Raw genomic sequence first — 25,676 nt, forward strand, 5'->3', positions numbered from 1 at the left:
AACTATGGCTGAAAACAAAGGATATAGAGCTGTATCGAAATTTCTGTTCGCATCGCCGACGAAGGTTCGCCCCGTTGCCCGTGTGATACATCAAAAGCGCTGTTCCGAAGCTGCGGTTATTCTCGAAAATATGCCGCAAAAAGGCGCGCGCCTCATCGGCAAAACGCTTAAGTCGGCCGTGTCGAACGCGCTCAACGCGAACAGCAAGCTCGATGAAGATATGCTGTACGTCAAAGAGATCAAAATCGACGAAGGCCCGCGGCTCAAACGGATTTGGTTCCGCGCACGCGGACGCGCGGATCAGCTTTTAAAGCGCATGTGTCATATTACTGTCGTCGTTGACGAAAAGGCGGGAAAATAAATGGGTCAGAAAGTTAATCCTATCGGTTTACGTCTCGGTGTAAACAAAACGTGGCAGTCCCGCTGGTATGCGGATCCCCGCGAATATGCGGGTCTCGTTCTCGAAGATTTGAAAATCCGCAAAATGATTGCAAATCTTCCCGAATGCAAAAACGCCGACATCGCGGAAGTCGAAATCATCCGCCATCCGCAGCGCGTGACGATCGTAATCCATACGGCGCGTCCGGGCGTCATTATCGGCGTCAAAGGCGCGACGATCGAAACGATCAGCGCGCAGATTCAAAAGCAGCTTGAACCGAAAAAGGTACAGATTAAAATCAAAGAGATCAAGCGTGCCGATTTGAACGCGACGCTCATCGCCGAAAACGTCGGCCGTCAGCTCGCAGGTCACGGTTCGTACCGCCGCGCTTTAAAACAGGCGATCAACAACGCAGTGCGCGCCGGCGCTCAGGGCATCAAAATCCGCCTCGCAGGCCGTCTCGGGGGCGCGGACATGAAACGTACCGAAGAGCACAAAGAGGGCCGCGTTCCGCTCCATACGCTGAGAGCCGATATCGACTACGGTACGTATGAAGCTCAGACGACGTACGGTAAAATCGGCGTAAAAGTTTGGGTGTACAACGGTATGAATTACGGCGTCGAACAAAACGAAGATGCCGGCCAGCTCGTGCGAAAAAGCCGCCGCGAACGCGCTCCGGCGCAGTCCGAAAAACAGGCAAGGAGTTAAGGTATGCCGCTCAGTCCGAAAAGAGTATTGCACCGTAAAGTGCAGCGCGGTAGAGAAAAAGGAAACGCAACGCGCAACAATCATATAGATTTCGGCGACATAGCGCTTGTCGCAACGGAGCCGACGTGGCTCAAAGCGACGGTTATCGAAGCGTGCCGTGTCGCGATCAACCGCGAACACAGCCGCAAAGGTAAAGTGTGGATCCGCGTATTCCCCGACAAGCCCGTTTCAAAAAAGCCGGCCGAAGTCCGCATGGGTAAGGGAAAAGGCGCGCCCGAATTTTGGGCGGCCGTTATCAAGCCGGGTATGATTTTATTTGAAATCGGCGGCGTCGACGTAAAACAGGCGCACCGCGCGCTTGAACTTGCGCAGAGCAAACTGCCTATTTTGACGAAGATTGCGTACAAGCCGGTTACGGCGTAACGGGAGGATAAGATGGCCGATAAAAATATCAAAGATAAAGACCTGTCTTATGAAGAGCTCGTTGCAAAGCGCGACAAGATGAAAAAAGAATACATGGATTTACGTTTTAAGATGGTAATCTCCCATGTAGATAATCCGTTGCAAAAACGTACGATGCGCCGCGAAATCGCCCGCTTAAATACGTTCATTCGGCAAAAGTGCCCTGCGGCGCAAAAAACTGCCGAAGCAAATAAATAGGAGCTGAACCGTGGAAGAGCAGACTGTTCAGGTAAAAAAGCCGAATCACCATTCGTTTGTCGGTCTCGTGACGAGCGATAAAATGGAAAAATCGATCGTCGTTTCCGTTACGACAAGGAAGATGGACAGGCTTTATAAAAAATACGTCAAACGGACAAAGAAGTATATGGCTCACGATGAAAAAAACGACGCTCATATCGGAGACACCGTGCGCATCGTGGAGTGCAGACCGCTCAGCCGGCATAAGCGCTGGCGGCTTGTCGAAATTATCGAACGTGCAAAATAACGCAGGAGCAACAGTATGATTCAAATGCAGTCCATGCTTACCGTTGCGGATAACTCCGGCGCAAAAACGGTTCAGTGTATTAAAGTGCTCGGCGGCACGCATCGTCGCTATGCCGGCATCGGCGACATCATCGTCGTAGCCGTCAAAGACGCGATCCCGACGTCGACGATCAAAAAGGGTGCGGTCGAAAAAGCCGTTATCGTGCGCCAGTCCAAAGAATACCGCCGTCCGGACGGAACCTATATCCGCTTTGACGACAATGCGTGCGTCATCGTCGACGACAATAAAAATCCGAAAGGCAAACGCGTGTTCGGACCGGTTGCCCGCGAATTGCGCGATATGGATTTTATGAAAATCGTTTCGCTTGCGCCGGAAGTATTGTAAGGAGCATTTCGTATGCAGAAGAAATTCAAAATTAAAAAGAACGACAACGTAGAAGTGCTTGCCGGCAAAGATAAGGGAAAACGCGGCTCGGTCGTACGCATCATTCCGAAAAAAGACAAAGTGATCGTTTCCGGAGTCAATATCGTCAAAAAGGCGATGAAGCGCAGGAGCCAGCAGGATCAGGGCGGCATCGTCGAAATCGAAGCGCCGCTGCATATTTCGAATGTCGGCGTCGTGTGTAAAAAATGCGGACGCCCGGTAAAGATCGGTTATAAAATTGACGGCGATAAAAAAGTTCGTGTCTGCCGTAAATGTGGAGAAACACTGTAATGGACAATTACGTACCTCGGCTTAAGAAAGTCTACAAGGAAACTATCGCTCCCGCTCTCATAAAAGAGTTCGGCTATACGACGCCGATGCAGGTTCCCGCAATCAAAAAGATTGTCGTGAGCATGGGCGTGGGCGAAGCTCTCACCAATAAGAAACTCCTTGATGCCGCTGTCGAAGATCTGGCTCAGATTACGGGACAGCACGCAGTCAAGACAAAGGCTCGCAAAAGCATAGCCAATTTCAAACTTCGTGAGGGTAATGAAGTGGGCGCACGGGTAACGCTGCGCGGAACAATGATGTATGAATTTTTGGACCGCCTCGTCAATGTCGCCCTTCCGCGCGTTAAGGATTTCCGCGGCATCAAATCGACGGGATTTGACGGACACGGAAATTTTTCTCTCGGCGTTACGGAACAGATTATTTTCCCGGAAATCGACTTCGATAAAATCGCGCGGATATCCGGCATGAATATCGCGATCGTAACGAGCGCAAAGACGGACAACGAAGCCCGCGCTTTGCTTGCCAAGTTCAATATGCCGTTCCGGAAATAAGTGAGGACCTATGGCTAAAAAATCGATGGTTATTAAAGCTGCCCGCAAGCAAAAATATCCGACACGGGAATACAACCGCTGTCAAATCTGCGGGCGTCCGCGTGGATATTTACGGAAATTTAAAATGTGCCGTTTGTGCTTCCGTAAATTGGCAAGTGAAGGCCTGCTTCCGGGCGTCACGAAATCGAGTTGGTAGCGGCAGGAGTGTAAAATGAGTGCATCAGATCCGGTTGCAGATATGCTCACCAAGGTTCGGAATGCGGTTGCTGTCCGCCATGAAAAAGTCGACGTTCCGACTTCGAAGCTGAAGCTGGAAATCGTTAAGATTTTGAAAACCGAAGGGTATATCAAAAACTTTAAAAAGGTTCAGGAAGACGGAAAAAACATCATCCGCATCTTTTTGAAATACGACGGTCAAAACAATTCGGTCATTCACGGGATGAAAAAGATTTCGACGCCCGGACGCCGCGTGTATTCGGGTTTTAAAGATTTGCCGCGCGTGTACAACGGCTACGGAACGCTCATCGTTTCGACGTCGGCGGGCGTGACGACCGGAAAAAAGGCGACCGAAAAGATGGTCGGCGGCGAATTGATCTGTACGGTATGGTAAGGGGAGAAAGCTATGTCAAAACTCGGTAAACTTCCCGTCGCTGTTCCGGCGGGCGTCACGGTAACGGTAAACCCCGATTCGATTTCCGTAAAGGGGCCGAAAGGCGAACTGCATCAGCACTACGGAAAAAACGTCAAAGTTTCGTTTGAAGACGGAAACATTCACGTTACTCCGAATAACGCTTCAAAGCAGGCGAATGCGGATCACGGTTTGTACCGCAGCCTTATCAAAGATATGGTGATCGGCGTAACGGCCGGTTTTTCGAAATCGCTTATCATCACGGGCGTCGGTTTCCGTGCCGAAGTCAAAGGCAAAGAGCTGGTGATGAACCTCGGTTTTTCGAACGATTTTATCGCGCTGATCCCCGACGGACTTACGGTTGCAGCCGATGCGAACGGCAAAGTTACGGTGTCGGGTATCAGCAAGCAGCAAGTCGGTCAGTTTTGTGCGGAGATCCGCAGTTTGCGCAAGCCCGAACCCTATAAGGGCAAAGGCATCCGCTATGAAACCGAAGTCATCAGACGCAAAGTCGGTAAAACCGGCGTAAAATAAGGTGAAGTGTTATGATTAAAAAGATGGACGATAAAAACAGACGCCGTCTGCACAGAAAATTCCACATCCGCAAAACGGTGTCGGGCACGGCTTCCCGTCCCCGCATGACGGTGACGCGGAGCAATAAAAATTTGTCGGTGCAGATCGTCGACGACGATGAAGGTAAAACGCTCGCCTGCATTTCGACGCTCGAAAAGGAATTTGCGAATTTGAAGCCGACCGTTGCCGATGCCGCAAAGCTCGGCGAAGCGCTCGGCGCGCGTTTGAAAGATAAACAGATTACGACCGTCGTGTTTGACCGCAACGGTTATCTCTATCACGGCGTCGTCAAAGCACTTGCCGACGGAGCCCGCAAAGCGGGAATCGTATTCTAAGGAGCACGTATGGCAGAGCAGGAAAACAAAGAAGTAAAAGAAGTCAAAGCTGCAGCCGATCCGAAGGACACGCCCCGCGCGGAAGCTTCCAGAGAAAACGCCCGCGAAGGCGGACGCGAGAAGCGGGGCAGGGGCAGAGACCGCGGCGAGCGCAGAAGCGAAGAAGACAAAGAATTCGTCGAAAAGCTCGTCATGCTCAACCGTACGGCAAAAGTCGTAAAGGGCGGCCGCCGCTTTTCGTTTGCGGCGCTCACGGTTGTCGGCGATAAAAAGGGACGCGTCGGCTACGGGTTCGGAAAGGCGAACGACGTAACCGAAGCCATCAAAAAGAGCATCGACCGCGCGAAGAGAAATCTCATCGTCGTGCCGGTAAAAAACGGAACGATTCCGCACGAGATGATCGGCAAATACAAGAGCTCCGAAGTGCTTATCAAACCGGCGTGTCCGGGTACCGGTATCATTGCCGGAGGTGCCGTCCGTGCGATTATGGACGCGGCGGGAGCGACTGATATCATTTCAAAATCGCTCGGCGCGAGCGCGTCCGTCAATGTCGTGCGCGCGACGTTCGATGCGATCGAACGCTTATTCAATGCAAAAGCCATTGCTGCCGGCAGAGGCAAAACGCTCGACGAGTTGTGGGGTTAATCTATGGCAGGTAAATTCAAGATTACGCTTAAAAAAAGCACGATCAGGCAAAAGGCGGATGTAAAAGCGACCGTGCGCTCGCTCGGTTTGGGGAAACTCAATTCGTCGGTCGTGCACGATGATAATTCTTCGATACGCGGAATGATTGCAAGGTGTTCTCACCTTCTTACAGTCGAGGAGGTGAAATAATGTCGGATTACAATCCCGTACTTCACGCGCCCGAAGGCGCGAATAAAAAACCCAAGCGCGTCGGACGCGGTTCCTCATCGGGACTCGGAACGACGGCGGGAAAAGGCAATAAAGGTCAGCAGTCGCGCTCGGGCGGCGGTAATCCCTATGTCGGATTTGAAGGCGGTCAAATGCCGCTGTACCGCCGTGTCGCGCAGCGTGGTTTTTCGAACGCGCGTTTTAAAGAAGACGTCCTCTATTTTAATATTTCCGATCTCGAAGCGAAATTCGCGGACGGAGAATCCGTCGATCGCGCTTCCCTCGTTGCAAAGGGACTCGTTCCGTCGAAGCGCAATGCGAAGATCAAAATTCTCGGCGACGGAGAAGTGACGAAAAAATTTTCGGTAACGGTCGATAAAATTTCCGCCTCTGCAAAAGAAAAAATCGAAAAGGCGGGGGGAACCGTCCAAGCTGCCGTCGGACAAAACAGAAAAGCGCGGAATGCGGCGTACGCGAAAGCGCGAGACGCGAAAAAAGAAGCGGCGGCAAAACCGGCCGGCGATAAGAAAAAATAACGCGGAGTTGAATCATGGCAGGCAATTCTATCGTGAATATGTTTAAAATCAAAGAGCTCCGCAGCCGTTTGCTCTTTACCCTGTTGATTTTGGCCGTTTTCCGCATGGGAAGCGTCCTGACTATACCGGGCATCGACGCAAACGTGCTTTTGTCTTACTTCGACGAGCTTGCGCGTCAAAACAAAAATGCGTTTGCGAGCTATATGGACTTTTTCGTCGGCGGTGCTTTTTCGAACTTTTCCATTTTCATGCTCGGCGTTATGCCGTACATTTCGACGCAGATTATCATGCAGCTTGCGGTGATTATCTTTCCGTCCTTAAAGCGCGTTGCCGAAGAAGACGGCGGTCAGCGCAAAATCGCAATGTGGACGCGGGTCGGTACGATTTTCGTGTGTCTGCTCCAGTCCTATGCGGTGACGGTTTACGCGTCGAGCATTCCGAATTCGATCGTCATCGAAAATAAAATCGCGTTCCGCATGCTCGCCATGGTAACCGTTACGACAGGCTCTATGGTGACGATTTGGCTCGGAGACCAGATTACGGCTCGCGGCATCGGCAACGGCATTTCGATGATGATCTTTGCCGGTATCGTCGCGCGTCTTCCGAGTGCGGTCGTGGAACTTGGACGGAAAATCGTTGCAGGCGACGTACAGTTTGTGTTTGCAATTATCGTGCTCATCATGTTTGTCGGCATCATCGCGCTCGTCGTATACGAAGAATCGGGCGAACGGAAGATACCCGTCCACTACGCCAAGCGCGTCGTCGGACGGAAAATGTACGGCGGACAAAACACGTATATCCCGTTTAAGATCAATCCGTCGAACGTCATCCCGCTCATCTTCGCATCTTCGCTTTTGACGTTCCCGATCCAGCTTATTCAAATGTTCGGAAGCAATCGGAATTCCGCACGGTGGGTGGCGCGCCTCGCGTCGTTCCTCACGCCGAACGGAGTATGGTATAATATTCTGCTCGTCATCCTCATCGTCTTTTTTGCATACTTCTACACTCAGGTAACGCTGAACCCCACGGAAATTGCAAAAAACATCAGGGAAAACGGAGGCTCCATTCCCGGCGTGCGTACGGATAAAACGGAAGAATACCTGCAGCGGATATTGAATCGGCTCATATTGCCCGGCGCAATCTTTTTGTGCGTTATCGCGATATTGCCGACCTTTATTCAAACGATTTTCAGGTTTCCGCAATCCATCGCAATGTTGATGGGCGGAACATCGTTGATCATTATGGTCGGTGTCGATTTGGATACGATGAGCCAGGTTGAAGCCCTGCTCAAAATGCACCATCATGACGGATTGACGACGAAGGGCAGAATCAGGTCGCGAAGCCTCTAGGCTTTGCGGATAGCGGAAACATTGCATGGGAGAACAGTATGAAAGTACGAACCAGCGTAAAACCGATCTGTGCAAATTGCAAGGTTATCAAACGGGGCGGCATTATCCGCATCATTTGCACGAACCCGAAGCATAAGCAGAGACAGGGCTAAGGAGAAACTGTATGGCTCGAATTGAGGGTGTGGATATCCCGAATAAGCACATAAGCATTGCATTGACGTATATTTACGGTATCGGCCGCCCTGCGGCGCGCGATATCTGCGAAAAAGCTAAAGTCGATCCGCAAAAATTGGCAAACGATCTTACGGAAGAAGAGCTTGCCCGTGTTCGCGACGCGATCGACAAAAATTACAAAGTCGAAGGTCGGCTTCGCACGGAAATCGGTCTGAACTTAAAGCGTCTTATGGATATCGGCTGCTACCGCGGGCTGCGCCACAGGCGCGGGCTTCCGGTACGCGGGCAGCGCACGCGCACGAACGCACGCACGCGCAAAGGTAAAAAGAAGACGGTCGCCAACAAAAAGAAGGCGTAAGCGAAACGCGCGGCTTCGAAGTCGCGTTGCGGTATAAACCGTCGCGCTGTTTGCTTGCGGCAAGGGCGGCGCGATGCGGCGTTTTTAAGAGAACGGTAAAAAGCGGTGCCGAAACGGCGCATCCGTTTTTTTATGGGAGATACAATGGCTACGGTTAAAAAGCGAAAAGAAAAAAAGAGCGTATACGAAGGCAACGTATACATTCAAGCTACATTCAATAATACGATCGTTACGATTACCGACTTGCAGGGCAATACGATTGCATGGGCGTCTTCCGGCGGGCTCGGCTTCCGCGGTGCGAAAAAATCGACTCCGTTTGCCGCTCAGTCGGTTGCGGAATCCGCCGTCCAAAAAGCGGCGAGCTACGGTTTGCGAGAAGTCCACGTGTACGTCAAGGGACCGGGAATGGGACGCGAAAACGCGATCCGCTCAATCGGCAACATGGGACTCAAAGTAAAATCGATTTCCGACGTTACACCGATTCCCCATAACGGATGCCGCCCGCGCAAAACACGCAGTATGTAAGGAGTTCAGATGGCTCGCAAAAATCTGCTCAAAGGTTTTAAAAAACCGAAAGGCATTACTTACACTCCGCTCGAAACGAATCCGAATTACGGAAAGTTTACGGCGTATCCCTTTGAAACGGGATTCGGGACGACGATCGGCAATACGCTTCGCCGTGTCCTGCTCTCTTCGATTCAGGGCTATGCGGTTACTTCCGTCAGGATTACGTCGTACGATGCCGAGGGTGTTCCGCATGTTATTTCAAGCGAATTCGAAGCGATTCCGAATATTGCGGAAGACACGCTGGAAGTTATCAATAGTTTAAAACAGATGCGTTTGCGATTGCCCGGCGATACGGAGCAAGACACGATTTTGTACGAGTTCAAGGGGCCCGGCACGGTCAAAAGCGACGACTTTGCCAAAGAGGGCGAACTTGAAATCATGACGAAGGATGCGCTCATCTTTACGATGACGGACGACGCGAGAGTCGATATCGAAATTCAAGTCGACTTGGGCAGGGGCTACGTTCCCGCCGAAGTCAACGAGCACTATATCGAAATCGTCGGTACGATTCCGATGGATACGATCTTTACGCCGATCGTCAAAGTAAAGTATGCGATCGAACCGTGCCGCGTCGGACAGCGAAACGATTACGACAAGCTCGTGCTCGAAATCTGGACGGATGGGACGATTTCTCCCGAAGACGCGCTCGCCGAAGCGGCTAAAATCGCCGAAGAGCATTTTAGAATTTTCATCAACTTCGACGATAATGCGATTTCCGGAGGGGACGACGGCGATGAAGGCGACAAGCGGATTCGTGAAATCCTCAATACCCCCGTCGACGAGCTTGAACTTTCCGTGCGTTCGTCGAACTGCTTGAAAAATGCGAATATCCGCACGATCGGCGAGTTGACGAAAAAGACGGAAGACGATATCACGAAGACGCGCAACTTCGGCAAAAAGAGCCTTACGGAAATTAAAGAAAAACTTCAAGAATGGGGCTTGACGCTCGGCATGACCGATTACAGTCATCTGAAGAATTTGAATATCACAAAGAAGGAAGAAACAGATGAATCATAAGATGGGATTTAATCCGCTTTCACGCACACCGGCACATCGCAGAGCTATGTCGCGGAATATGGTAACGTCTCTTTTTCGATTCGAACGCATTACGACGACGCAGTCGAAAGCGAAAGAAGTGCGCAAGTCCGCCGAAAAATTGATTACGCGCGCAAAAGAGGATTCCGTACACAACCGCAGAGAAGCGGCAAAGTTTATTTCCGATGAAAAAATCTTAAATAAGCTTTTTACGGAAATCGGGCCGCGTATGAAAGAGAGAGCGGGCGGCTATACGCGTATTTTGAAACTCGGTTTCCGCTGCGGCGATGCCGCCGATGTCGTCATCCTTGAACTCGTCGACTATAAACTCGACACGTCGAGCGACGAAGAAAAGGCTGAAAAAAAAGCGGCGAAGGCGGCGGGAAAAAAGAACGCGGGCGAAAAAAAGAAGGCGGAAAAGAAATCGGACGACGACAAAAAATCGGTAAAAGCCGATAAAGCCGATTCGAAAAAATAATATCGATAAAAACGGGGACTGTCTTAAAAGCCGCTTACTTTTCGGACAGTGCCTTAAAGCGTTTATGAAAACCGACGTTTTCCGTAAACGTTATGGGAGTAAGTATGTCTAAAAATCATCGAGGAACGGGTTTACGCTCTTTGCCGTCGCGCGGAAGAGACGAGTGCCCCGTCTGTCATAAAACGAATATCAAAGTCCTGTACGAAGTTGAAATCGACGGACAAAAAGTGAAAGTGTGTAAATTCTGCAATGCGGCGATGAAAAACAAAGCGCGAAAAGAAGCTCCGGCAAAAGAGCCGGTTGCAGCCGCTCCTGCAGCGGAAGCGAACGAAGCTCCCGCCGAAACGCCTGCGGAAAATTGACCGAAGACGCGCATATACGTATCGGCGTGCGTTCATCTTCGTCGCCGATGCGATTGCACTTGCGAAGTGCGCGCATCGATTCGCTCGTTTCGCTCGCTTCTCTCCGGTGCGTGTAAAAACAAACTATGACCGCTCCTCTTCGTGGGAGCGGTTTTTTTATTTGTGCCGTGCACATGTTTTTTTGCCGCGTGCATATAAAAAACGCCGATGGCATAAAAAAATATTCCGTACTCTTTTAATAAAAAAATACGGAATATGTTCGGGAATATGAAATCCGCCTCTTTATCCGGCGGGCGTACAGCAAACGAAAAATTATCAGCGCGAGTAGAATTCTATAACGTACTGAATATTGCCGACCGGCTGAATATCGTTCGCCGACGGAAGGGAAGTGACGGTTGCCGAAAGTTTTTCTTCATCGACCGTAAGCCAGCTTCCGCGATTTCCCTGAACGCTGACCAAGTTGTGACGGATCAGGTTTTGGATTCCCTTCTTTTCTTTTGATGTGATGACGTCTTTTGCTTTGATCCGCATGGAGGGGATGTTCGCCGGTTTCCCGTTGACGTAAAAATAGCAATGCGAAACCATTTGACGCGCCTGCGCCCTGCTTACCGCAAAACCCATTCTGAAAACGGTGTTGTCGAAGCGCTGTTCCATCAGCGAAAGCATATTGTCACTCGTAATGCCTTCCATCCGCTGTGCGCGTGCGAACAGATTTCTAAACTGCTTTTCGGACATACCGTATGCGAGGCGGAATTTTTGTTTTTCTTTTAGCTGCTCCCCGTACACGGACGTTTTGCCGCGCTGCTTTGCGCCGCGCTCTTTTCCCGGCGCGTTCGGCCGTTTTGTCAGCAGTTTGCTGTATTTCGGATTGCCGAAAATATTGGTGCCGAGCCTTCTGACTATTTTACCCTTAGGCTGTTTTACCGCCATACTTTAAACCTCTTTTTACCGATGTTGAGTTGTACCGATTCCGGCAGGACACTTTAAAAATCTAATCGAATTTTTAGAGGCGCCCTATTGTTTTTATGCAATTAAAGGAAATGAATTTGCATAAAACGCAAGGAGATGCCGCACAAAAAAGTAGCCGCGTTTTTTGACGGCATGCTCCGATAACGGTTGTTATTATGTATCGAAGCGCTTTTTTTGTCAAGCGACTTGTTTTTTCGAAACCGTATCGATATATTCAATTTATGGAAAAACATTCCGTTGTTGTCATCGGTGCGGGTATCGCAGGACTTTCGGCGGCTGTTTATCTGCAGCGGTCAGGATTCGATGTAACGATCTGTGAGCAGCATAGGATTCCCGGCGGCCTTTCGACGGGCTGGTCGCGCAAAGGGTATTTTTTCGAAGGGGGCATGCACTGGCTTACCGGATCGTCCGAAAAGCTCGCGCTGAACCGCGTATGGAAAGAAACCGGCGCGCTCAAAAAAAACAATCCGGTTTATTATCGAGATCCGCTGTACACGCTTATTGACGGGAACGTATGCATTCGTCTTTACCGCGATATCGATAAGCTGCGGAAAGAATGCATCGATGTCGCACCCGAAGATCGCACTGCAATCGAAGCCCTCTGCCGTGACATCAAAACGTTTTTGCCGGTACACTTCGTGTTGCACGATATACCATGGGTAAAAACGAAATCGCCTGCGATTCCGACGCTGCACGAGCTGCTTCCCATGGCGCCCGCAGCTATTCCCGCGCTTTATCTCAAAAACGTATCGTACGACGATTACCTTTCCCGTTTTAAAAACAAACGGCTGCATGCTTTGCTCCATTCTGTTATCGGTACGAGATTCAATGCACTGTCGCTTGTATACACGCTTGCATCTTTTGCTTCAGGAGACTGCGGCTATCCTGAAGGCGGTTCGCTGCGCCTTGCGCAAAACATAGCCGACACTTTTATTTCACTTGGGGGAAAAATCGCATACCGCACAAAAGTATTGCGCGTCGTAACGGACGGACGGCGGGCAGCGGGCGTTGAAGTTGCACGGGCGAAAACTGCCTTATCATCCGGTACGGCAGGAGATGCGGCATATACTGTGGATAGTTCCGAAATGCAAATTATTCCATCCGATTGTGTCGTTGCAGCTTTTGATACGCGTCGTGCAGTCGATTCGCTTTTTGTAAAACCCATTGAAGAGCAATGGGCACAAAGAATGCGCAAAATTGTGACGACGGAACAGAATATGTTTATCGCGCTCGGTATAAAAGCCGACCTGTCGAATTACCCGTCCAACCCCGTGTTTTTACTCGATGAGCCGTTTGAAGCGGCGGGCCTGCGCTTTTCGGAAATTCGTCTGAACAATTACGCTTGGTATGCAAAATATGCGCCTCCAGGATGTACTTCGCTGACATGTCTTTTACTCGGTGCAAGTTATGATTGGTGGAAGGCGAAGATGGCCGACGGCACATACGGACAATGTAAAAAAGAAATTATTAATAAATTTATTAACATAATCGAAAGCCGTTTTCCCGAAACTAAGGGCGCAATCGAAGTGACCGATATGGCGACGCCTTTGACGTACGAGCGCTATACCGCAAGTTTTGAAGGCAGTTGGATGAGTGTGTGGAAGCCCGGAGATCCGATGTTTATACTGCCTGCAAAATCGAAAACAGTGCAGGGACTGTACTTTGCAAGCGAGCGTTCGATGATGCCCGGAGGTCTTGCGATCGCAGGGTGGGCAGGCCGCCGAGCGGCACAGACAATTTGTAAAGATAGGGGCGTCGAATTTACGGTATGCAGCTGAATGAGTACCTCCGGTACTTGTGCTGTGAGCTTGACCTTATGAATTATCTCGATTAAAATACATCTATGTTAAGTAAGAAATACGCTTCTCTTTGTTCGGCAGCGTTTTTTTCGATATGCCTTTATGTACCGGTTTTTGCACAGACGATTACGACGGCCGGCGATTATTTTAAAACCGTTTCCGATTTTTACGCGTTGATCCGCGACTATGAAGCGGATATGGATGTGTCGATGGGGAACCGACAGATGAAAGCGCACGTGTCGTTTAAACGCCCCGACTTACTCCGCATCGATTTTTCAAAGCCTGCCGAACAGGTCGTATTGTTTAACGGAGATCTGCTCACGATCTACCTTCCCGGCTCTTCCGCCGTACTCCAGCAGTCGGTGCAGTCTTCAAGTGCGGGAGGCGCATCGCTTGCGACTTCGCAGGGGCTTTCGCTTATGAGCCGCTACTACACGATCAAATACGAAATCGGGCAGGAACCGGTTGCGCTCGACGATGCGTCCGACGAAAAAGTTATAAAGCTCGTGCTCGACCGACGCAATACGTCCGAAGCGTTCCGTTCGATCAGGATCGCGGTCAACGCGGAGACGAAACTTATCAGACGGATTTCCGCGACGACTCCGCAGGGTACGGAATACGTGTTTACGTTTTCCGATTACAAATTGAATCAGGATATTCCCGACCAGCGTTTTATCTACGATCCGCCTTCATCGGCAAACGTGTATAATAATTTTCTTCTCTCCGAATAAGGCGGGCCCGGTATGGAAAGTTACGGCACGATTCTAAAACGTTCGCGCGAAGAAAAAAATATCGACAGGGATACGGCTGCCCGCGAAACGTCGATAACGGTCGAGTGCATCAGGGGCTTGGAAGAAGAAGATACGTCGGCATTTCCCGGCGAACCCTATATGGTGGGTTTTTTGCGCAATTATGCGGAATACCTCGGCGTCAATCCCGATACGGTTATGTCGTTGTACCGCAGCAAAGCGATTCAAGAGTCTCCCGTTCCCGACGGATTGTTCGTCAAACACAAATCGTCTTTTTTTATACCGATCATCGTCGGTGCCGGCATCTTCGTCGTCGCGGGAGCCGCCGCGATTTTAATAATTTCTAAATTTTCTCGCGCGAATAAAAACGGCAGCGTCGTCGTCGCCCAGGATATGGGGGCGAAAACCTACGAGCTCACCGATAAACCGCTTGAAAAGCGGCTGTTCCGCGGCGATAAAATCGTCTATCCGTCGGAAAAAGGCAAGATCATTCTCACCGTAAGCGATACGCTCACATCGTTCGGTTTGGATACGCCGGTCGGTACGCTCCGTACGGATTTGGCAGAAGAAGCGGAGCTTGACGTCGACGGAGACGCAAAGAGCGATATCATCGTCTACGTTTCAGACATATCTTCTACCGAAGCGAGCCGGGGTGCGGAAGTGCGCATGCTCGTGCGCCGTCAAGACAGCGATATGCTGCCGATCGACGAAATCGCGATAGAAGACGCTTCGCAAAATCCGCTCGATCCGCAAAGGCATCCGCAGACCGTCATTCTCGAAGACAACCGCGCTTATCCCTTTACGGTCAACGCGAGTTTTCGCGGGCCTTGCGAATTCCGCTATAGGGTCGACCGAAAGCGTTCGAGCGAAAATTATTTTACGAACGGAGAAGTCGTCATGGTGACGGCAAACAACGGCGTGCGCGTGTGGATGTCGAACGGAAACACCGTAAAATTTACCGTCGTTGCCGATACGAAAAACTACGATCTTGAAATCGGCAAAGCGGGACAAGTGCTCGTCGAAGACATCAAGTGGGTGCGAGATTCCGAAGGCAAATACAGATTGGTGGTCGTTGAGCTTGACTGAATTTTTTATCGACGAGTACGGCTGCGCGAAAAACCAAGTCGACGGCGAAATCATCATTTCGCGTTTAACCTCTTTCGGTCTTCGCCAAACGTTCGACGCTTCGAAAGCGAACATCATCATCGTCAATTCATGCGGTTTTATCAATTCTGCAAAAAAAGAATCGATCGATGCGCTTCTCCGCGCGAAAAAAAATTATCCCGATGCAAAAGTGCTGCTTGCAGGATGCCTTGCCGAACGTTATGCGGATGTGCTGAAAGATTCTCTTCCCGAAGCGGACGGCATTTTCGGAAACGGCGATCTTTCGAAAATCGATTCCGTCGTGCGTCCTCTTCTTGCGGGAAAGCGTCCCGTCGTCACGGCGGAGCAGCGCGGCATATCGTGCGGAAAACGGACGATGCTGCTTTCATATCGCAATTCCGTCTACGTAAAGATTACGGAAGGCTGCAGCAACCGCTGTACTTTTTGCGCGATTCCGATTATCCGCGGCTCGGTGCGGAGCCGAAGCGCGGACGATATCGTCGATGAAATTAAAACGCTGCTCTTGTTCGGCGTATATGAAATCAATCTTATCGGACAGGATTTGGCGGCCTACGGTACGGGAGAAAGCGACGATGTTTTCGGTACAGGGCGCTTTCCGCTCCCGTGCATAGGGGAGGACGGCGTCAATGAAGGCTCTGAAAAACTTTCGGCGCTCGCCCGTTTGTTGAAAAAAATCTCCGCCCTTAAAGGCCGCTTTATCGTACGCCTTCTCTACATTCATCCCGATCACTTCAACCGCGATATCTTTCCCGTCATGCAAAAAGATCTGCGCATCGTTCCGTATTTCGATATCCCGTTTCAATCCGGCGACGACGAAATTATTAAAGAGATGAATCGGAAGTGTACGGCAAAAGAATACGTGCGCCTCGTGCGCGATATTCGATCTTCGTTTCCCGAGGCGGCGATCAGAACGACTTTTTTGACGGGCTTTCCGGGAGAGACGGAGGAAGCTTTTCGCTCCACGCAGCGCTTTCTTTCCGATATACAAAGCGATTGGTCGGGCTGCTTTACGTACAGCCGCGAAGAAGATACGGCCTCCTACGGGATGAAGGGCAGGGTGCCTCAAAAGACGGCGCTTGAGCGAAAGCGGGCGCTTGAAGCGCTCCAAAGCGAAATCACCGAAAGCCGCCTGAAATTGCGGTGCGGAAAAGAATACGACGTGCTCATAGAAGAAGTCGTTGCAGGCGAAGAAGGTCTTGCGATAGGGCGCGCGTGGTTTCAGGCGCCCGACGTCGACGGTTCGTTCGTCGTCCGCTACGACAGGGACGATGAGGCCGAACGGAGCGCCGTGCAATGCGGAAACGTCGTGCGCGTTTTTGCCGACAGCGTGAGCGGCGTCGATATCGATTCTCATCTCGCCTCGAATTTAATAATCAACAAAAAGCGGTCTCGCATATCAGGCGGAACGGCAGTCTCTCCGCCGCTTTTATATGCGAGCGATTTTTACGATGCGGGAGATGCTCGATGACCGATGCGCGGATAAATCTCCCGTATATGGAAACGCTCAACCCCGAACAGAGAGATGCGGTCGAACATTCGGCCGGTCCGCTTTTGATTCTTGCAGGAGCCGGAAGCGGAAAGACTCGCGTTATCACGACAAAGATCGCCTATCTCATCGCCGAAAAAAAAATCCCGCCCGAATCCATACTCGCGGTAACCTTTACGAAAAAAGCCGCGAACGAAATGCGCTCGCGCGCGATCGCCCTCGACGATAGAGCGTGCTTTGCGGAAATACGCACGTTTCACTCATTCGGCGCGTGGTTTTTGCGCCGCTATGCCGCCGAAGCGAATCTTGTCCCGTCGTTTACCGTGTACGACGACGATGATGCGGCCACTCTCGTGATGAAAGCCGTTCCGTCGCTCAGGCGCCAGCAGGCAGAACTCGCCGCGCATAAAATTTCGCTTGCAAAGGATTACTGTCTTACGCCGGACGACGATCTGTCTGTCGTCGATTCGACAGGAGATCTGTCGGCTATCTACCGCGCGTATGAACAAAGGCTTTCCGAAACGGGAAACGCCGATTTCGGTGATTTAATAATGAAGCCGGTGCAAGTGATGGAAGAAAACCTCGCCGTGCGCGAGCGGATGCGTTTCCGTTTCCGCGTCATCATGGTCGACGAATATCAGGATTCGAACGTCGCACAGTTTAAGCTTTTGCAGACGCTTTCGGGTACGGCAGAAGGAAGCGGTACGTACGTGTGCGTCGTAGGAGACGACGACCAGTCGATTTACCGATTCCGCGGCGCCGAAGTACAAAACATATTGACGTTCCGCAAAAAATTCCCCGGCACGAAAATTATTAAACTCGTGCGCAATTACCGCTCGACGGGAAAAATTCTTGCCGCCGCGGACGCCGTCGTAAAAAACAACGAAGACCGCATCGGAAAAACGCTCAAAGCCGAGCGAGGGGCGGGAAAAGCACCCGTGCTCGTGTATTTACCCGATCAGGATGCGGAAGCGAGATTTTGTGCAGAGCTCATCGAAAAAGCGCACGCGGAAAAAAAGACGGCTTACGGCGATTGGGCGATTTTATACCGCACGAACGCGCAGTCGCTCGGATTTGAAAACGAATTTTTGCACCGGCGGATACCCTACGCCGTCGTCGGCTCTTTGAAATTCTACGAACGGGAAGAAATTAAAGACGCGCTTGCATTTTTATCGCTTGCTGCGAACGAGCGCGACGAAATCGCATTTCGCAGAATCGTCAATAAACCTTCGCGCGGAGTGGGAGAAAAAACGCAGGAGGCGATCGTTTCATACGCCCGTGAAAAATCGATCGGTTTTATAGAAGCGGCAAAAGCGTGCGCGGATGATGCGGGGAAAAAAGCAAAAGAGGGCATCCGCGAATTTTGCGGTGCGTACGACGGCATTATTAAATCGTTTTCGGAAGACGAGCGGCTTTCGCACTTTGTCGGAAAAATACTCGACGCGTCGGGCCTGCTCGAATACCACCGTACTCAGGACGAAATATCGGGTACGCAGCGCGCGGCGAATATGCAGGAACTTATGAACAGCGCGTCGCTGTACGCGTGTACGAAAGACGGACTCTTGCAGTTTCTCGATTCGATCACCCTTGACCGTTCGCTCGAAACGGGCGATGATGGAGAAGGAGATGCGGTAACGCTCATCACGCTGCACAACACGAAGGGGCTCGAGTTTCCGCGAGTGGTCATCACGGGATTGGAAAACGGCATCTTTCCGCGGGGCGACAAAACGGGAAGCGAACTCGAAGAAGAGCGCCGCCTTTTTTATGTCGGCATAACGCGGGCGCAAAACGAACTCTATGTCACATCCTGCGCTCGCCGCCGCCTGTACGGGCGAACGGAGTATATGCAGCAGAGCGTTTTTATCGAAGAGGCTGAAAGCGCCTTTTGCGTGCTCGGGGAAAGACCGCAAAAATCCGCCTTGCAAAGCGGTCGCTCTGAAGCTGCAAGCGAGCTTTCGGAAAAATGGAAGCGAGGCAGCCGAGTTTATCACGACGACTGGGGATACGGGCAAATCGTTTCGTCGGATACGAGCGACGACGGAGAATTCGTTATCGCAGTACAGTTCGAAAACGGTGCAAAAAAACGCTTTATGCCCGAATATCAATCGCATTCTTTGATGCTTGTCAGGGACTGATCTGTAATATAGATACTTCGAAAGGAGCGGTTATGGAAAAAGCGAACGTGTATTGGGCGGATTTTCGAACGACAAAAACCGAAAGCCTTATGCAAAAGCTCGTCCGCCTTGTTAAAAGAGCGGGAATCGAGACGCTCGATTTCGACGGCAAATTTACGGCGATAAAACTGCACTTCGGAGAACCGGGTAACCTTGCGTACTTGCGGCCGAATTATGCAAGAGCGCTTTCGGAATTTATTAAAAGTATCGGCGGCAGACCTTTTTTGACCGACTGTAATACGCTCTATCCCGGCTTGCGTAAAAACGCGCTCGACCACCTCGATGCGGCGTTTATGGACGGCTTCGATCCGCTTGCGTGCGGCTGTCACGTGATCATCGGCGACGGATTAAAAGGGACGGACGAAACCTATGTCGATTTTCCCGAAGGCGAATACGTAACGCGGGCAAAGATCGGGCATGCGGTGATGGACGCCGACGTGTTCATTTCCCTGACGCATTTTAAACTGCACGAAAGCACGGGCTTCGGAGGAGCGATCAAAAATATCGGTATGGGGTGCGCGAGCAGGGCGGGGAAAATGGAACAGCACAACGACGGAAAACCCGAAGTTGACGAAGATCTGTGCATAGGCTGCGGCGCGTGTGCGCGCGAATGCGGACAGGACGCGATCGAATTTATTAAAACCGAAGACGGCAAACGGAAAGCGCGCATCGATGAAGAAATCTGCGTCGGCTGCGGGAGATGCATCGGTGCCTGTCCGAAAGATGCGACGCATCCTGTCGGAAAAAATACGAATGAAGTGCTGTGTAAAAAGATGGCCGAATACGCCGCCGCCGTCGTCAAAGGGCGGCCACAGTTTCACATATCGCTCATCGTCGACGTTTCTCCGTTTTGCGATTGCCACGCCGAAAACGATGCGCCGATCATTCCCGACGTCGGAATGTTCGCATCGTTCGATGCCGTAGCTCTCGACGCCGCGTGCGCCGACATGACGAACCGCCAGCCCTATCTGCACGGCACCATTATGGACGAACGGAAGCACACTCATAACGATTGGTTTTGCGACGTGCATCCGGCGACGAATTGGAAAGTGCAGCTCGAACACGCGGAAAAAGTCGGCATGGGAGTGCGCGATTACGAATTGATAAAAATATAGATTGTATGTGATATGTCGGAGCAATCAGGTATGAAACGGAAAATTAATAAATTATTTATTTTGTTTTCGGTACTCGTCTTCGTTTCGTGCCGCACGATTCGAACGGCCGCTTACGACATCGAAGAGGCGCGCGTTTCGAGTGAAATCAGGATCGTGCAGATTTCCGATTTTCATTCGAACGATTTCGGCAAAGACGAAAATAAAATCATTGAAAAGATAAAAAAAGCGCGTCCCGACATCATCGCGATCACGGGAGATCTTTTCGACGAAAAGATGAAAGGCGATAAGCCGTTCAAAAACGTCGAAGCGCTCCTTTCAGGCATTCGCGATCTTTGTCCCGGATTTTTCGTGACGGGAAATCACGATTTTTCCGATCTGCATATCGAAAAAAAATACGCTATGGTCGAGCTGTACGGTTTTAAAGTGCTGCACGATGAAGCGGTCGCCCTCGATTTTTCGCAGGGTACCGTCGTTATCGCAGGGGTCGAAGATCCGTATTTCGGTTTGGGGGATCGGGCGGCGCTCAGAGTCGGAGACGACAGGGCTTCTTACCGTAGGCGCCTTGCCGCAGTCGCACAAAAAACGGATGCGCTCGTCCGTTCCGTTTCGGGCGAGCGGACGGTTTTGTTTACGCTGCTCCTCGCTCACCGCCCCGAATACGTAAAAGATTACGTGCAGTATGATTTCGATGTGATTTTGGCGGGACACGCGCACGGCGGGCAGTGGCGTTTTCCTCCCTTTATAAACGGTCTTTATGCACCGGGGCAGGGTATGTTTCCGAAATATGCGGGCGGCAAGTACACTTTGAAAAACGGCACGGTAATGGTCGTGAGCCGCGGGCTTTCGTATCAGCAGCCGAAAGTCGTTCGGATCTTTAATAACCCCGAATTGACGCTCGTGCGGGTCATACCGATAGTAAAATGATATTTTTGTTACATTTTTGTTGACAGCTTTTGAAAGTCGTGTTACGATTTATGCCGATGCCGCAGCACGTGGAAAAGGTCAATATCGCAGCGATTCCGCTTTGGGAAGTACAAGTCCGCAGATCTTTGAATAAACTCAGCGCGTCGGAAAACCGTATAGCGGATTATGTTTTAAATGCTCCCGAATCCGTTTTAAGCGGCAGCGTCCGCGAGCTTGCGCAGAATAACGGCGTCAGCGAAGCGACGGTTGTCCGTTTCCTTCATCATATCGGCTATGCGGGCTTAAAAGATTTCAAAATCGCGATTTCCGAAGAAAGGGTTTTGGATAGGGGACGAATTCCGGACGATTTTGCACTGCGTCCGAACGATACGATGCACGATATTAAGTGCAAAGTTTTTTCCGGCTGCATGGAAGCACTCGGCGATACGCTCGCTCTGCTCGATGACGCCGAGTTTGAAAAAGCAGTCGACGTGCTCGCGCGTGCGTCATACATAGAAATTTTCGGTATCGGAGGAGCGGCTGCGGCTGCGCGGAACGCCCTGCACAATTTTCGCAAAATCGGCATCCGCGTCAATTACACGGCTTCTTTTAACTTTGAATATATGCAGCCGGCGCATTTCGATGCGGGAGATGCGGTCATAGCCATCTCTCGTTCCGGTGAAACACGGGATGTCGTAGAATCCGTTAAAATCGCCAAACAAAAGGGTGCCGTCGTCATCGCTATAAGCGATATCGGAGAATCTTCGCTGTCGAAGCTTGCCGATTGCCGCCTCGTTGCAACGAGCCGCGCCCGTATGTTTTCCGGCGATTCGATATATGAACGGATGGCGGGAATCGCCGTCATCCACGCGCTGTATGCGGGGGTAGCGATACGCAAAGGTACGCAAAAGGAGCATTCAGCAGATGAGTGATTTTCCGCAAATCGTCGGCGTCGGTCATAATTGCCTCGATTATCTGTGTACCGTCGAAGCCTATCCTCCCGAAGACGGTTCCACGCATATCACTTCGATCGCAGAGCAGGGCGGAGGAGCTGCAGCTACAGCCGTCGTTGCGGCTTCCCGGCTCGGCTGCCGTTCGGTTTTTATCGGAAGGCTCGGAGACGATGACACAGGCAAGAAAATACTTGCTCTCTTGCAAAAAGACAACGTCGATACTTCATATATCGATATCGTGCCCGGCGGCCGCAGTTCCGTATCGTATCTCATGGTCAACCCTGCCAATGCCTCCCGCACGAAGTTTCCGTATCCCGATGAACTCGCGCCCATCGACTGGGATGAGCGCCTCGCAAAGCTTGTCGGCCGAGCGGATGCGCTCCACATCGACGGAACGAAATACGACAACGCGCTTTCCGCTGTCCGAATCGCAAAAGAGGCGGGGGTTACGGTGTCCCTTGACGGTTGTTCGATGCAGCGCGACAATGAAAAAAATAAAGCGCTCGCATCCCTCGCCGACATCCTCATCATGAACGCGCGGTACCCCTTCATTGTGTCGGGTATGGGAGATTATGCCCGTGCGCTCCTTGAAATGTCGCACTGGGGGCCGAAGATCGTCATCGGTACGCAAGGGGCATCCGGCTGTATGGCGGTCATCGACGGTGTCGTGTTTCGATTTCCCGCATACACGGTTGCGGCAGTCGATACGACGGGAGCGGGTGACGTGTTTCACGGCGCTTTTCTCGCAGGCTATTTTAAAGGCATGGATTTGGAAGCGAATATCAAATTTGCAAGCGCGGTTTCGGCACTCAAGTGTACGAAAGTCGGCGGCAGAGACGGGATCCCGTCGTATGAAGATACGCTCTCGTTTATGAACAGCCGGACAATTAATAAAATACAAGTGCTTTGAATACTGTTGATTTCTGCGGAATCGCAGCGATCATATATCGCTTATGTCATTTTATAGGAGGAAATGATGAAAAAGGTTATGGTGATGCTGACAACTGCAGCTTGGGCGCTGTCGTTGAGTTCCTGTAAAAAACAGGATGGTGCTGCAAAGGGCGGTAAAGCTTCCGGCGTATTGAACGTATACACGACGGTGAGCGATCTGCAGTACAACGCGATCATGGACGCGTTTCAGGCAAAGTACCCCGATATCAAAATCAACTACACGCAGGCCGGTGCGGGCGAGTGCAAAACCCGTATTCAAGCGGAGGCCGGCAATCCGCAGGCGGACGTTATGTTCGGCGGACTTGTCTATGCCGATACGCTGACGTACGGTCAGTATTTTGAAAATTACGTGTGCGCAAACGACAAGCTTATGCCGCCCGAATTTAAAAATACGACAGGCGTTTTGACGTATCACGACGCCCAGATACCGTGCCTTTGGGTAAACGATGCGCTTGAAAAAGAAAAAGGCGTTTCGATCAAAGGCTTTGCCGATCTCCTCGATCCTCGTTTGAAGGGAATCGTCGTTTCCGCAGATCCTACGGGAAGTTCCAGCGCATGGAATTCGCTGCAGTGCATACTCACCGATTTCGGCGGATGGGACAACGATGCGGCATGGGATTATATCGATAAGCTGATGAACAATGTCGTCATCACGAGCGGATCGTCTGCCGTATACCGCGGCGTTTACAACGGCGAATATGCCGTCGGTCTCACTTATGAACCGGCGTGCGTACAGATGCTCTCGGAAGGGGCGGAAGGCGTTCACATCGTATATCCTGCCGAAGGCGTTACGTCGATCGCGTTCGGTTCGGCGATCATCAAAGGCTGCGCGAATCTCGACAACGCAAAGCTCTTTATGGATTTCCTTGAAAGCGATGAATGTCAGGCGATCTATCTTGAAAGCGGTGCACGCCCCTCGACGGCTTCCAAACTTTCGGCGACGAATAAATATATCGTCGATCTCGCATCGATCAATTATCGCGAAGCCGATACGAACGCTTTGGCGGAAAATCAAAGCGCGATTTTTGCGCGTTGGAACGCCTTGCGGATCAAGCACTGATTGATAAACTTTATTAAGATTTGCTGCGGGGCCGATTTTCGACATACGGCTCCGCGCAGCTGTGGAGAACTTCGTATGAATGGCGGAATCAAAATTCCACACGCGCTGAAAAAATGCGATGACGGTATGCGTTCCGTCGTACGTTAGCGGAGATCGATATGCTGAAGACAAAGAAAACGGATCTTTGGATACTCGTCAGTTTGGGTATCCTCGCGCTGTACGTGCTGTTTATGCTCTATCCGATTTTAAAAGTTATAACGCAGTCCGTACGCGACAATGCGACCGGCTCGTTCACGCTCGGATATTTTAAACAGTTTTTCAGCGATCCGTATTATTTTATTACACTGTTCAACAGTTTTAAAATTTCGATATGCGTTACGGTCATTTGTCTCGTCATCGGCGTGCCGCTTGCATACTTGTACAATATCTACGAAATCAAAGGCCGGCAGCTGCTGCAGATTTTGATCGTGCTCACTTCCATGTCCGCGCCTTTTATCGGCGCGTATTCGTGGATTTTGCTGCTCGGCCGTTCGGGGCTTATCACGAAATTTTTGAAGTCAGCTTTTAATATTGCGATGCCGAACATCTACGGATTTAAGGGGATCCTGCTCGTATTGTCGACAAAGCTCTTTTCCCTCGTGTTCCTCTATGTTTCAGGCGCGCTGAAAAACGTCGACAATTCGCTGCTCGAAGCGTCCGCAAATATGGGACGCACCGGCTGGCGGAGATTTTTGACGATCGTATTGCCGCTGTGTATGCCGTCCATACTCGCCGCCGCCCTCATGGTGTTTATGCGCTCGCTTGCCGATTTCGGTACCCCGCTTTTGATCGGAGAAGGCTACCGCACCTTTCCGGTTGAAATATACAACCAATACGTCGGCGAAACGAGCATCAACCACAGCTTTGCCGCCGCCATAAGCGTCATCGCCATTTTAATTACGCTCATCGTATTTTTATTTCAAAAATATCTGTCGAACCGTATGAGCTTTTCGATGAACGCGATGCACCGCATCGAGCGCAAAAAGCCGCGCCTTTTAGCAAGCATCGCGATCCATGTCTATGCCTACGGACTCGTCATCGTTTCGCTTTTACCGCAGGTCTATCTCGTCTTCCTGTCGTTTAGAAATACGACGAAGACAGGCAATATGTTCCGCTCAGGCTATTCGCTCATGAGCTATCGCCAAGTGTTCGGTACGATGGGAGGCGCGATATGGAATACCGTAAAGATATGCGGCGGCGCGCTCGTCATCGTCGTCGTGCTCGCGATTTTGATTTCATACCTCGTCGTGCGGCGCTATAATATTATCAACAATATTATCGATACGCTGTCGATGGTGCCGTATATCATACCCGGTTCGGTCGTCGGCATTGCGATGGTTATGGCGTTCAACAAGGGGCCGCTGGTACTCACGGGAACCGCGATGATCATGGTGATCGCAATGTGTATCCGCCGTATTCCGTATACGATTCGAAGCTCCGTCGCCGTTCTCGGACAGATTCCGATTTCCGTCGAAGAAGCGGCGATCAGTCTCGGAGCCGGCAAAACGAAAACGCTCGTGCGCATTACCGTTCCGATGATGTTCAGCGGTATCGTTTCCGGTGCAATTATGAGTTGGGTTACGCTTATTACCGAGCTTTCGTCTTCGATCATTTTATATTCGTCGAAGACGATAACGTTGAACCTCGGAGTGTACGTGATGGTCTCGCGGGGAACGGACGGCAAAGCCTGCGCCGTATCGACCATTTTGATGGTCTTTACGGTTATTTCACTTTTGCTGTTTACGAAAGTTTCGAAAGACGGAGATATTTCGATATAATCGAATCAAAAAATTATTAAAATTATTTTT

34 protein-coding genes are annotated in these 25,676 nt (G+C 50.9%); 33 read left to right on the plus strand and 1 reads right to left on the minus strand.

Annotated elements, in window-relative coordinates; translation table 11 throughout:
* The first annotated feature begins 4 nt into the window (after window positions 1-4).
* The 22 genes from rplV (at window position 5) to IZU26_RS11925 (ending at window position 10,545) form a co-directional block, all read left to right on the plus strand.
* A complete protein-coding gene (gene rplV, locus IZU26_RS11820; protein ID WP_021331280.1) occupies window positions 5-361 on the plus strand; it encodes a 50S ribosomal protein L22 in 357 nt (118 codons plus the stop codon).
* Window positions 362-1,087 carry a 30S ribosomal protein S3 gene (rpsC, locus tag IZU26_RS11825; RefSeq protein WP_021331229.1) on the plus strand — a complete coding sequence of 242 codons (726 nt, stop codon included), beginning with the start codon at window positions 362-364 and terminating at the stop codon, window positions 1,085-1,087. It begins immediately after the preceding gene.
* Between the two features lie 3 nt (window positions 1,088-1,090).
* Window positions 1,091-1,510: a 50S ribosomal protein L16 gene (gene rplP / locus IZU26_RS11830; protein WP_433279249.1), complete on the plus strand. Its 420-nt coding sequence runs from the start codon at window positions 1,091-1,093 to the stop codon at window positions 1,508-1,510.
* Window positions 1,511-1,522: 12 nt separating this feature from the next.
* Window positions 1,523-1,747, plus strand: a complete 225-nt coding sequence (rpmC, locus tag IZU26_RS11835) for a 50S ribosomal protein L29 (RefSeq protein ID WP_016520680.1) — start codon at window positions 1,523-1,525, stop codon at window positions 1,745-1,747.
* Between the two features lie 10 nt (window positions 1,748-1,757).
* Window positions 1,758-2,033, plus strand: coding sequence for a 30S ribosomal protein S17 (gene rpsQ / locus IZU26_RS11840; RefSeq protein ID WP_021331239.1), 276 nt, complete (start codon window positions 1,758-1,760; stop codon window positions 2,031-2,033).
* A gap of 15 nt (window positions 2,034-2,048) precedes the next feature.
* Complete coding sequence (gene rplN, locus IZU26_RS11845) at window positions 2,049-2,417, plus strand: 50S ribosomal protein L14 (protein WP_021331274.1); 369 nt, start codon at window positions 2,049-2,051, stop codon at window positions 2,415-2,417.
* 12 nt (window positions 2,418-2,429) lie between these two features.
* Window positions 2,430-2,747 (plus strand): 50S ribosomal protein L24, encoded by a 318-nt coding sequence (gene rplX / locus IZU26_RS11850; RefSeq protein WP_021331265.1) that lies wholly within the window; start codon window positions 2,430-2,432, stop codon window positions 2,745-2,747.
* Window positions 2,747-3,298: a 50S ribosomal protein L5 gene (gene rplE, locus IZU26_RS11855; protein ID WP_021331270.1), complete on the plus strand. Its 552-nt coding sequence runs from the start codon at window positions 2,747-2,749 to the stop codon at window positions 3,296-3,298. Before rplX ends, rplE begins: the two co-directional genes overlap by 1 nt.
* A gap of 10 nt (window positions 3,299-3,308) precedes the next feature.
* On the plus strand, window positions 3,309-3,494 hold the full coding sequence (locus tag IZU26_RS11860; RefSeq protein WP_021331277.1) for a type Z 30S ribosomal protein S14: 186 nt from the start codon (window positions 3,309-3,311) through the stop codon (window positions 3,492-3,494).
* A gap of 15 nt (window positions 3,495-3,509) precedes the next feature.
* On the plus strand, window positions 3,510-3,908 hold the full coding sequence (gene rpsH, locus IZU26_RS11865) for a 30S ribosomal protein S8 (RefSeq protein ID WP_021331241.1): 399 nt from the start codon (window positions 3,510-3,512) through the stop codon (window positions 3,906-3,908).
* Between the two features lie 12 nt (window positions 3,909-3,920).
* Window positions 3,921-4,460 (plus strand): 50S ribosomal protein L6, encoded by a 540-nt coding sequence (gene rplF, locus IZU26_RS11870; RefSeq protein WP_021331227.1) that lies wholly within the window; start codon window positions 3,921-3,923, stop codon window positions 4,458-4,460.
* 11 nt (window positions 4,461-4,471) lie between these two features.
* Window positions 4,472-4,834, plus strand: coding sequence for a 50S ribosomal protein L18 (rplR, locus tag IZU26_RS11875; protein WP_021331230.1), 363 nt, complete (start codon window positions 4,472-4,474; stop codon window positions 4,832-4,834).
* 9 nt (window positions 4,835-4,843) lie between these two features.
* Window positions 4,844-5,479 carry a 30S ribosomal protein S5 gene (gene rpsE, locus IZU26_RS11880; RefSeq protein WP_433279252.1) on the plus strand — a complete coding sequence of 212 codons (636 nt, stop codon included), beginning with the start codon at window positions 4,844-4,846 and terminating at the stop codon, window positions 5,477-5,479.
* 3 nt (window positions 5,480-5,482) lie between these two features.
* The gene (gene rpmD, locus IZU26_RS11885; RefSeq protein WP_021331248.1) at window positions 5,483-5,668 is read left to right on the plus strand and encodes a 50S ribosomal protein L30; all 186 of its coding nucleotides are present in this window, start codon (window positions 5,483-5,485) and stop codon (window positions 5,666-5,668) included.
* Window positions 5,668-6,222, plus strand: a complete 555-nt coding sequence (gene rplO, locus IZU26_RS11890; RefSeq protein WP_433279254.1) for a 50S ribosomal protein L15 — start codon at window positions 5,668-5,670, stop codon at window positions 6,220-6,222. The genes rpmD and rplO overlap by 1 nt, the downstream gene beginning before the upstream one ends.
* A 14-nt stretch (window positions 6,223-6,236) precedes the next feature.
* Window positions 6,237-7,571, plus strand: a complete 1,335-nt coding sequence (secY, locus tag IZU26_RS11895) for a preprotein translocase subunit SecY (protein ID WP_021331278.1) — start codon at window positions 6,237-6,239, stop codon at window positions 7,569-7,571.
* 38 nt (window positions 7,572-7,609) lie between these two features.
* A complete protein-coding gene (gene rpmJ / locus IZU26_RS11900) occupies window positions 7,610-7,723 on the plus strand; it encodes a 50S ribosomal protein L36 (protein WP_021331253.1) in 114 nt (37 codons plus the stop codon).
* Between the two features lie 11 nt (window positions 7,724-7,734).
* The gene (gene rpsM, locus IZU26_RS11905) at window positions 7,735-8,103 is read left to right on the plus strand and encodes a 30S ribosomal protein S13 (protein WP_021331261.1); all 369 of its coding nucleotides are present in this window, start codon (window positions 7,735-7,737) and stop codon (window positions 8,101-8,103) included.
* Between the two features lie 144 nt (window positions 8,104-8,247).
* Window positions 8,248-8,628 carry a 30S ribosomal protein S11 gene (gene rpsK / locus IZU26_RS11910; RefSeq protein WP_021331284.1) on the plus strand — a complete coding sequence of 127 codons (381 nt, stop codon included), beginning with the start codon at window positions 8,248-8,250 and terminating at the stop codon, window positions 8,626-8,628.
* Between the two features lie 9 nt (window positions 8,629-8,637).
* A complete protein-coding gene (locus tag IZU26_RS11915; protein ID WP_433279257.1) occupies window positions 8,638-9,687 on the plus strand; it encodes a DNA-directed RNA polymerase subunit alpha in 1,050 nt (349 codons plus the stop codon).
* Entirely contained in the window at window positions 9,677-10,183 is a 507-nt protein-coding gene (rplQ, locus tag IZU26_RS11920; RefSeq protein WP_021331271.1) for a 50S ribosomal protein L17, read from the plus strand. The genes IZU26_RS11915 and rplQ overlap by 11 nt, the downstream gene beginning before the upstream one ends.
* Window positions 10,184-10,287: 104 nt before the next feature.
* Complete coding sequence (locus tag IZU26_RS11925) at window positions 10,288-10,545, plus strand: hypothetical protein (RefSeq protein WP_021331256.1); 258 nt, start codon at window positions 10,288-10,290, stop codon at window positions 10,543-10,545.
* A 315-nt stretch (window positions 10,546-10,860) separates the two neighbouring features.
* On the opposite strand, the gene rpsD is transcribed toward IZU26_RS11925, so the two are convergent.
* Complete coding sequence (rpsD, locus tag IZU26_RS11930) at window positions 10,861-11,475, minus strand: 30S ribosomal protein S4 (protein ID WP_021331282.1); 615 nt, start codon at window positions 11,473-11,475, stop codon at window positions 10,861-10,863.
* 260 nt (window positions 11,476-11,735) lie between these two features.
* On the opposite strand from rpsD, the gene IZU26_RS11935 reads away from it, so the two are divergent.
* From IZU26_RS11935 to IZU26_RS11985, 11 genes are all read left to right on the plus strand, one after another.
* The gene (locus IZU26_RS11935) at window positions 11,736-13,292 is read left to right on the plus strand and encodes a phytoene desaturase family protein (RefSeq protein WP_433279260.1); all 1,557 of its coding nucleotides are present in this window, start codon (window positions 11,736-11,738) and stop codon (window positions 13,290-13,292) included.
* A 65-nt stretch (window positions 13,293-13,357) separates the two neighbouring features.
* On the plus strand, window positions 13,358-14,044 hold the full coding sequence (locus tag IZU26_RS11940; RefSeq protein ID WP_021331275.1) for a LolA family protein: 687 nt from the start codon (window positions 13,358-13,360) through the stop codon (window positions 14,042-14,044).
* Window positions 14,045-14,056: 12 nt separating this feature from the next.
* Complete coding sequence (locus IZU26_RS11945) at window positions 14,057-15,148, plus strand: helix-turn-helix domain-containing protein (RefSeq protein WP_021331244.1); 1,092 nt, start codon at window positions 14,057-14,059, stop codon at window positions 15,146-15,148.
* On the plus strand, window positions 15,135-16,655 hold the full coding sequence (gene rimO, locus IZU26_RS11950) for a 30S ribosomal protein S12 methylthiotransferase RimO (RefSeq protein ID WP_433279263.1): 1,521 nt from the start codon (window positions 15,135-15,137) through the stop codon (window positions 16,653-16,655). The genes IZU26_RS11945 and rimO overlap by 14 nt, the downstream gene beginning before the upstream one ends.
* Complete coding sequence (locus IZU26_RS11955; protein ID WP_433279264.1) at window positions 16,652-18,808, plus strand: ATP-dependent helicase; 2,157 nt, start codon at window positions 16,652-16,654, stop codon at window positions 18,806-18,808. The genes rimO and IZU26_RS11955 overlap by 4 nt, the downstream gene beginning before the upstream one ends.
* Before the next feature lie 32 nt (window positions 18,809-18,840).
* On the plus strand, window positions 18,841-19,962 hold the full coding sequence (locus tag IZU26_RS11960) for a DUF362 domain-containing protein (protein ID WP_433279266.1): 1,122 nt from the start codon (window positions 18,841-18,843) through the stop codon (window positions 19,960-19,962).
* 30 nt (window positions 19,963-19,992) lie between these two features.
* Window positions 19,993-20,886, plus strand: a complete 894-nt coding sequence (locus IZU26_RS11965) for a metallophosphoesterase (protein ID WP_433279268.1) — start codon at window positions 19,993-19,995, stop codon at window positions 20,884-20,886.
* Window positions 20,887-20,954: 68 nt separating this feature from the next.
* A complete protein-coding gene (locus tag IZU26_RS11970; protein ID WP_433279270.1) occupies window positions 20,955-21,797 on the plus strand; it encodes a MurR/RpiR family transcriptional regulator in 843 nt (280 codons plus the stop codon).
* On the plus strand, window positions 21,790-22,728 hold the full coding sequence (locus tag IZU26_RS11975) for a carbohydrate kinase family protein (RefSeq protein ID WP_433279272.1): 939 nt from the start codon (window positions 21,790-21,792) through the stop codon (window positions 22,726-22,728). The genes IZU26_RS11970 and IZU26_RS11975 overlap by 8 nt, the downstream gene beginning before the upstream one ends.
* A 66-nt stretch (window positions 22,729-22,794) precedes the next feature.
* Window positions 22,795-23,829, plus strand: coding sequence for an extracellular solute-binding protein (locus tag IZU26_RS11980; protein ID WP_433279274.1), 1,035 nt, complete (start codon window positions 22,795-22,797; stop codon window positions 23,827-23,829).
* Between the two features lie 158 nt (window positions 23,830-23,987).
* Complete coding sequence (locus tag IZU26_RS11985; protein ID WP_433279276.1) at window positions 23,988-25,646, plus strand: ABC transporter permease; 1,659 nt, start codon at window positions 23,988-23,990, stop codon at window positions 25,644-25,646.
* Window positions 25,647-25,676 lie beyond the last annotated feature (30 nt).

Source organism: Treponema sp. SP13 (genome assembly GCF_050938355.1).
In the GTDB taxonomy this organism is placed as follows: Bacteria; Spirochaetota; Spirochaetia; order Treponematales; family Treponemataceae; genus Treponema_D; species Treponema_D socranskii.

Excerpts from the sequence above, each read along its gene's own strand:
- rplQ (WP_021331271.1), top strand. The coding sequence starts at position 9,677 with ATGAATCATAAGATGGGATTTAATCCGCTTTCACGCACACCGGCACAT.
- rpsH (WP_021331241.1), top strand. The coding sequence starts at position 3,510 with ATGAGTGCATCAGATCCGGTTGCAGATATGCTCACCAAGGTTCGGAAT.
- IZU26_RS11955 (WP_433279264.1), top strand. The coding sequence starts at position 16,652 with ATGACCGATGCGCGGATAAATCTCCCGTATATGGAAACGCTCAACCCC.
- rpmJ (WP_021331253.1), top strand. The coding sequence starts at position 7,610 with ATGAAAGTACGAACCAGCGTAAAACCGATCTGTGCAAATTGCAAGGTT.
- rplP (WP_433279249.1), top strand. The coding sequence starts at position 1,091 with ATGCCGCTCAGTCCGAAAAGAGTATTGCACCGTAAAGTGCAGCGCGGT.
- secY (WP_021331278.1), top strand. The coding sequence starts at position 6,237 with ATGGCAGGCAATTCTATCGTGAATATGTTTAAAATCAAAGAGCTCCGC.
- rpsE (WP_433279252.1), top strand. The coding sequence starts at position 4,844 with ATGGCAGAGCAGGAAAACAAAGAAGTAAAAGAAGTCAAAGCTGCAGCC.
- IZU26_RS11975 (WP_433279272.1), top strand. The coding sequence starts at position 21,790 with ATGAGTGATTTTCCGCAAATCGTCGGCGTCGGTCATAATTGCCTCGAT.
- IZU26_RS11915 (WP_433279257.1), top strand. The coding sequence starts at position 8,638 with ATGGCTCGCAAAAATCTGCTCAAAGGTTTTAAAAAACCGAAAGGCATT.
- IZU26_RS11935 (WP_433279260.1), top strand. The coding sequence starts at position 11,736 with ATGGAAAAACATTCCGTTGTTGTCATCGGTGCGGGTATCGCAGGACTT.
- rplN (WP_021331274.1), top strand. The coding sequence starts at position 2,049 with ATGATTCAAATGCAGTCCATGCTTACCGTTGCGGATAACTCCGGCGCA.
- IZU26_RS11945 (WP_021331244.1), top strand. The coding sequence starts at position 14,057 with ATGGAAAGTTACGGCACGATTCTAAAACGTTCGCGCGAAGAAAAAAAT.
- rpsM (WP_021331261.1), top strand. The coding sequence starts at position 7,735 with ATGGCTCGAATTGAGGGTGTGGATATCCCGAATAAGCACATAAGCATT.
- IZU26_RS11965 (WP_433279268.1), top strand. The coding sequence starts at position 19,993 with ATGAAACGGAAAATTAATAAATTATTTATTTTGTTTTCGGTACTCGTC.
- rpsC (WP_021331229.1), top strand. The coding sequence starts at position 362 with ATGGGTCAGAAAGTTAATCCTATCGGTTTACGTCTCGGTGTAAACAAA.
- rplF (WP_021331227.1), top strand. The coding sequence starts at position 3,921 with ATGTCAAAACTCGGTAAACTTCCCGTCGCTGTTCCGGCGGGCGTCACG.
- IZU26_RS11860 (WP_021331277.1), top strand. The coding sequence starts at position 3,309 with ATGGCTAAAAAATCGATGGTTATTAAAGCTGCCCGCAAGCAAAAATAT.
- rplO (WP_433279254.1), top strand. The coding sequence starts at position 5,668 with ATGTCGGATTACAATCCCGTACTTCACGCGCCCGAAGGCGCGAATAAA.
- IZU26_RS11925 (WP_021331256.1), top strand. The coding sequence starts at position 10,288 with ATGTCTAAAAATCATCGAGGAACGGGTTTACGCTCTTTGCCGTCGCGC.
- IZU26_RS11940 (WP_021331275.1), top strand. The coding sequence starts at position 13,358 with ATGTTAAGTAAGAAATACGCTTCTCTTTGTTCGGCAGCGTTTTTTTCG.
- rpmC (WP_016520680.1), top strand. The coding sequence starts at position 1,523 with ATGGCCGATAAAAATATCAAAGATAAAGACCTGTCTTATGAAGAGCTC.
- IZU26_RS11985 (WP_433279276.1), top strand. The coding sequence starts at position 23,988 with ATGCTGAAGACAAAGAAAACGGATCTTTGGATACTCGTCAGTTTGGGT.
- IZU26_RS11980 (WP_433279274.1), top strand. The coding sequence starts at position 22,795 with ATGAAAAAGGTTATGGTGATGCTGACAACTGCAGCTTGGGCGCTGTCG.
- rplV (WP_021331280.1), top strand. The coding sequence starts at position 5 with ATGGCTGAAAACAAAGGATATAGAGCTGTATCGAAATTTCTGTTCGCA.
- rpsD (WP_021331282.1), bottom strand. The coding sequence starts at position 11,475 with ATGGCGGTAAAACAGCCTAAGGGTAAAATAGTCAGAAGGCTCGGCACC.
- IZU26_RS11960 (WP_433279266.1), top strand. The coding sequence starts at position 18,841 with ATGGAAAAAGCGAACGTGTATTGGGCGGATTTTCGAACGACAAAAACC.
- rplX (WP_021331265.1), top strand. The coding sequence starts at position 2,430 with ATGCAGAAGAAATTCAAAATTAAAAAGAACGACAACGTAGAAGTGCTT.
- rplE (WP_021331270.1), top strand. The coding sequence starts at position 2,747 with ATGGACAATTACGTACCTCGGCTTAAGAAAGTCTACAAGGAAACTATC.
- rplR (WP_021331230.1), top strand. The coding sequence starts at position 4,472 with ATGATTAAAAAGATGGACGATAAAAACAGACGCCGTCTGCACAGAAAA.
- rpmD (WP_021331248.1), top strand. The coding sequence starts at position 5,483 with ATGGCAGGTAAATTCAAGATTACGCTTAAAAAAAGCACGATCAGGCAA.
- rpsK (WP_021331284.1), top strand. The coding sequence starts at position 8,248 with ATGGCTACGGTTAAAAAGCGAAAAGAAAAAAAGAGCGTATACGAAGGC.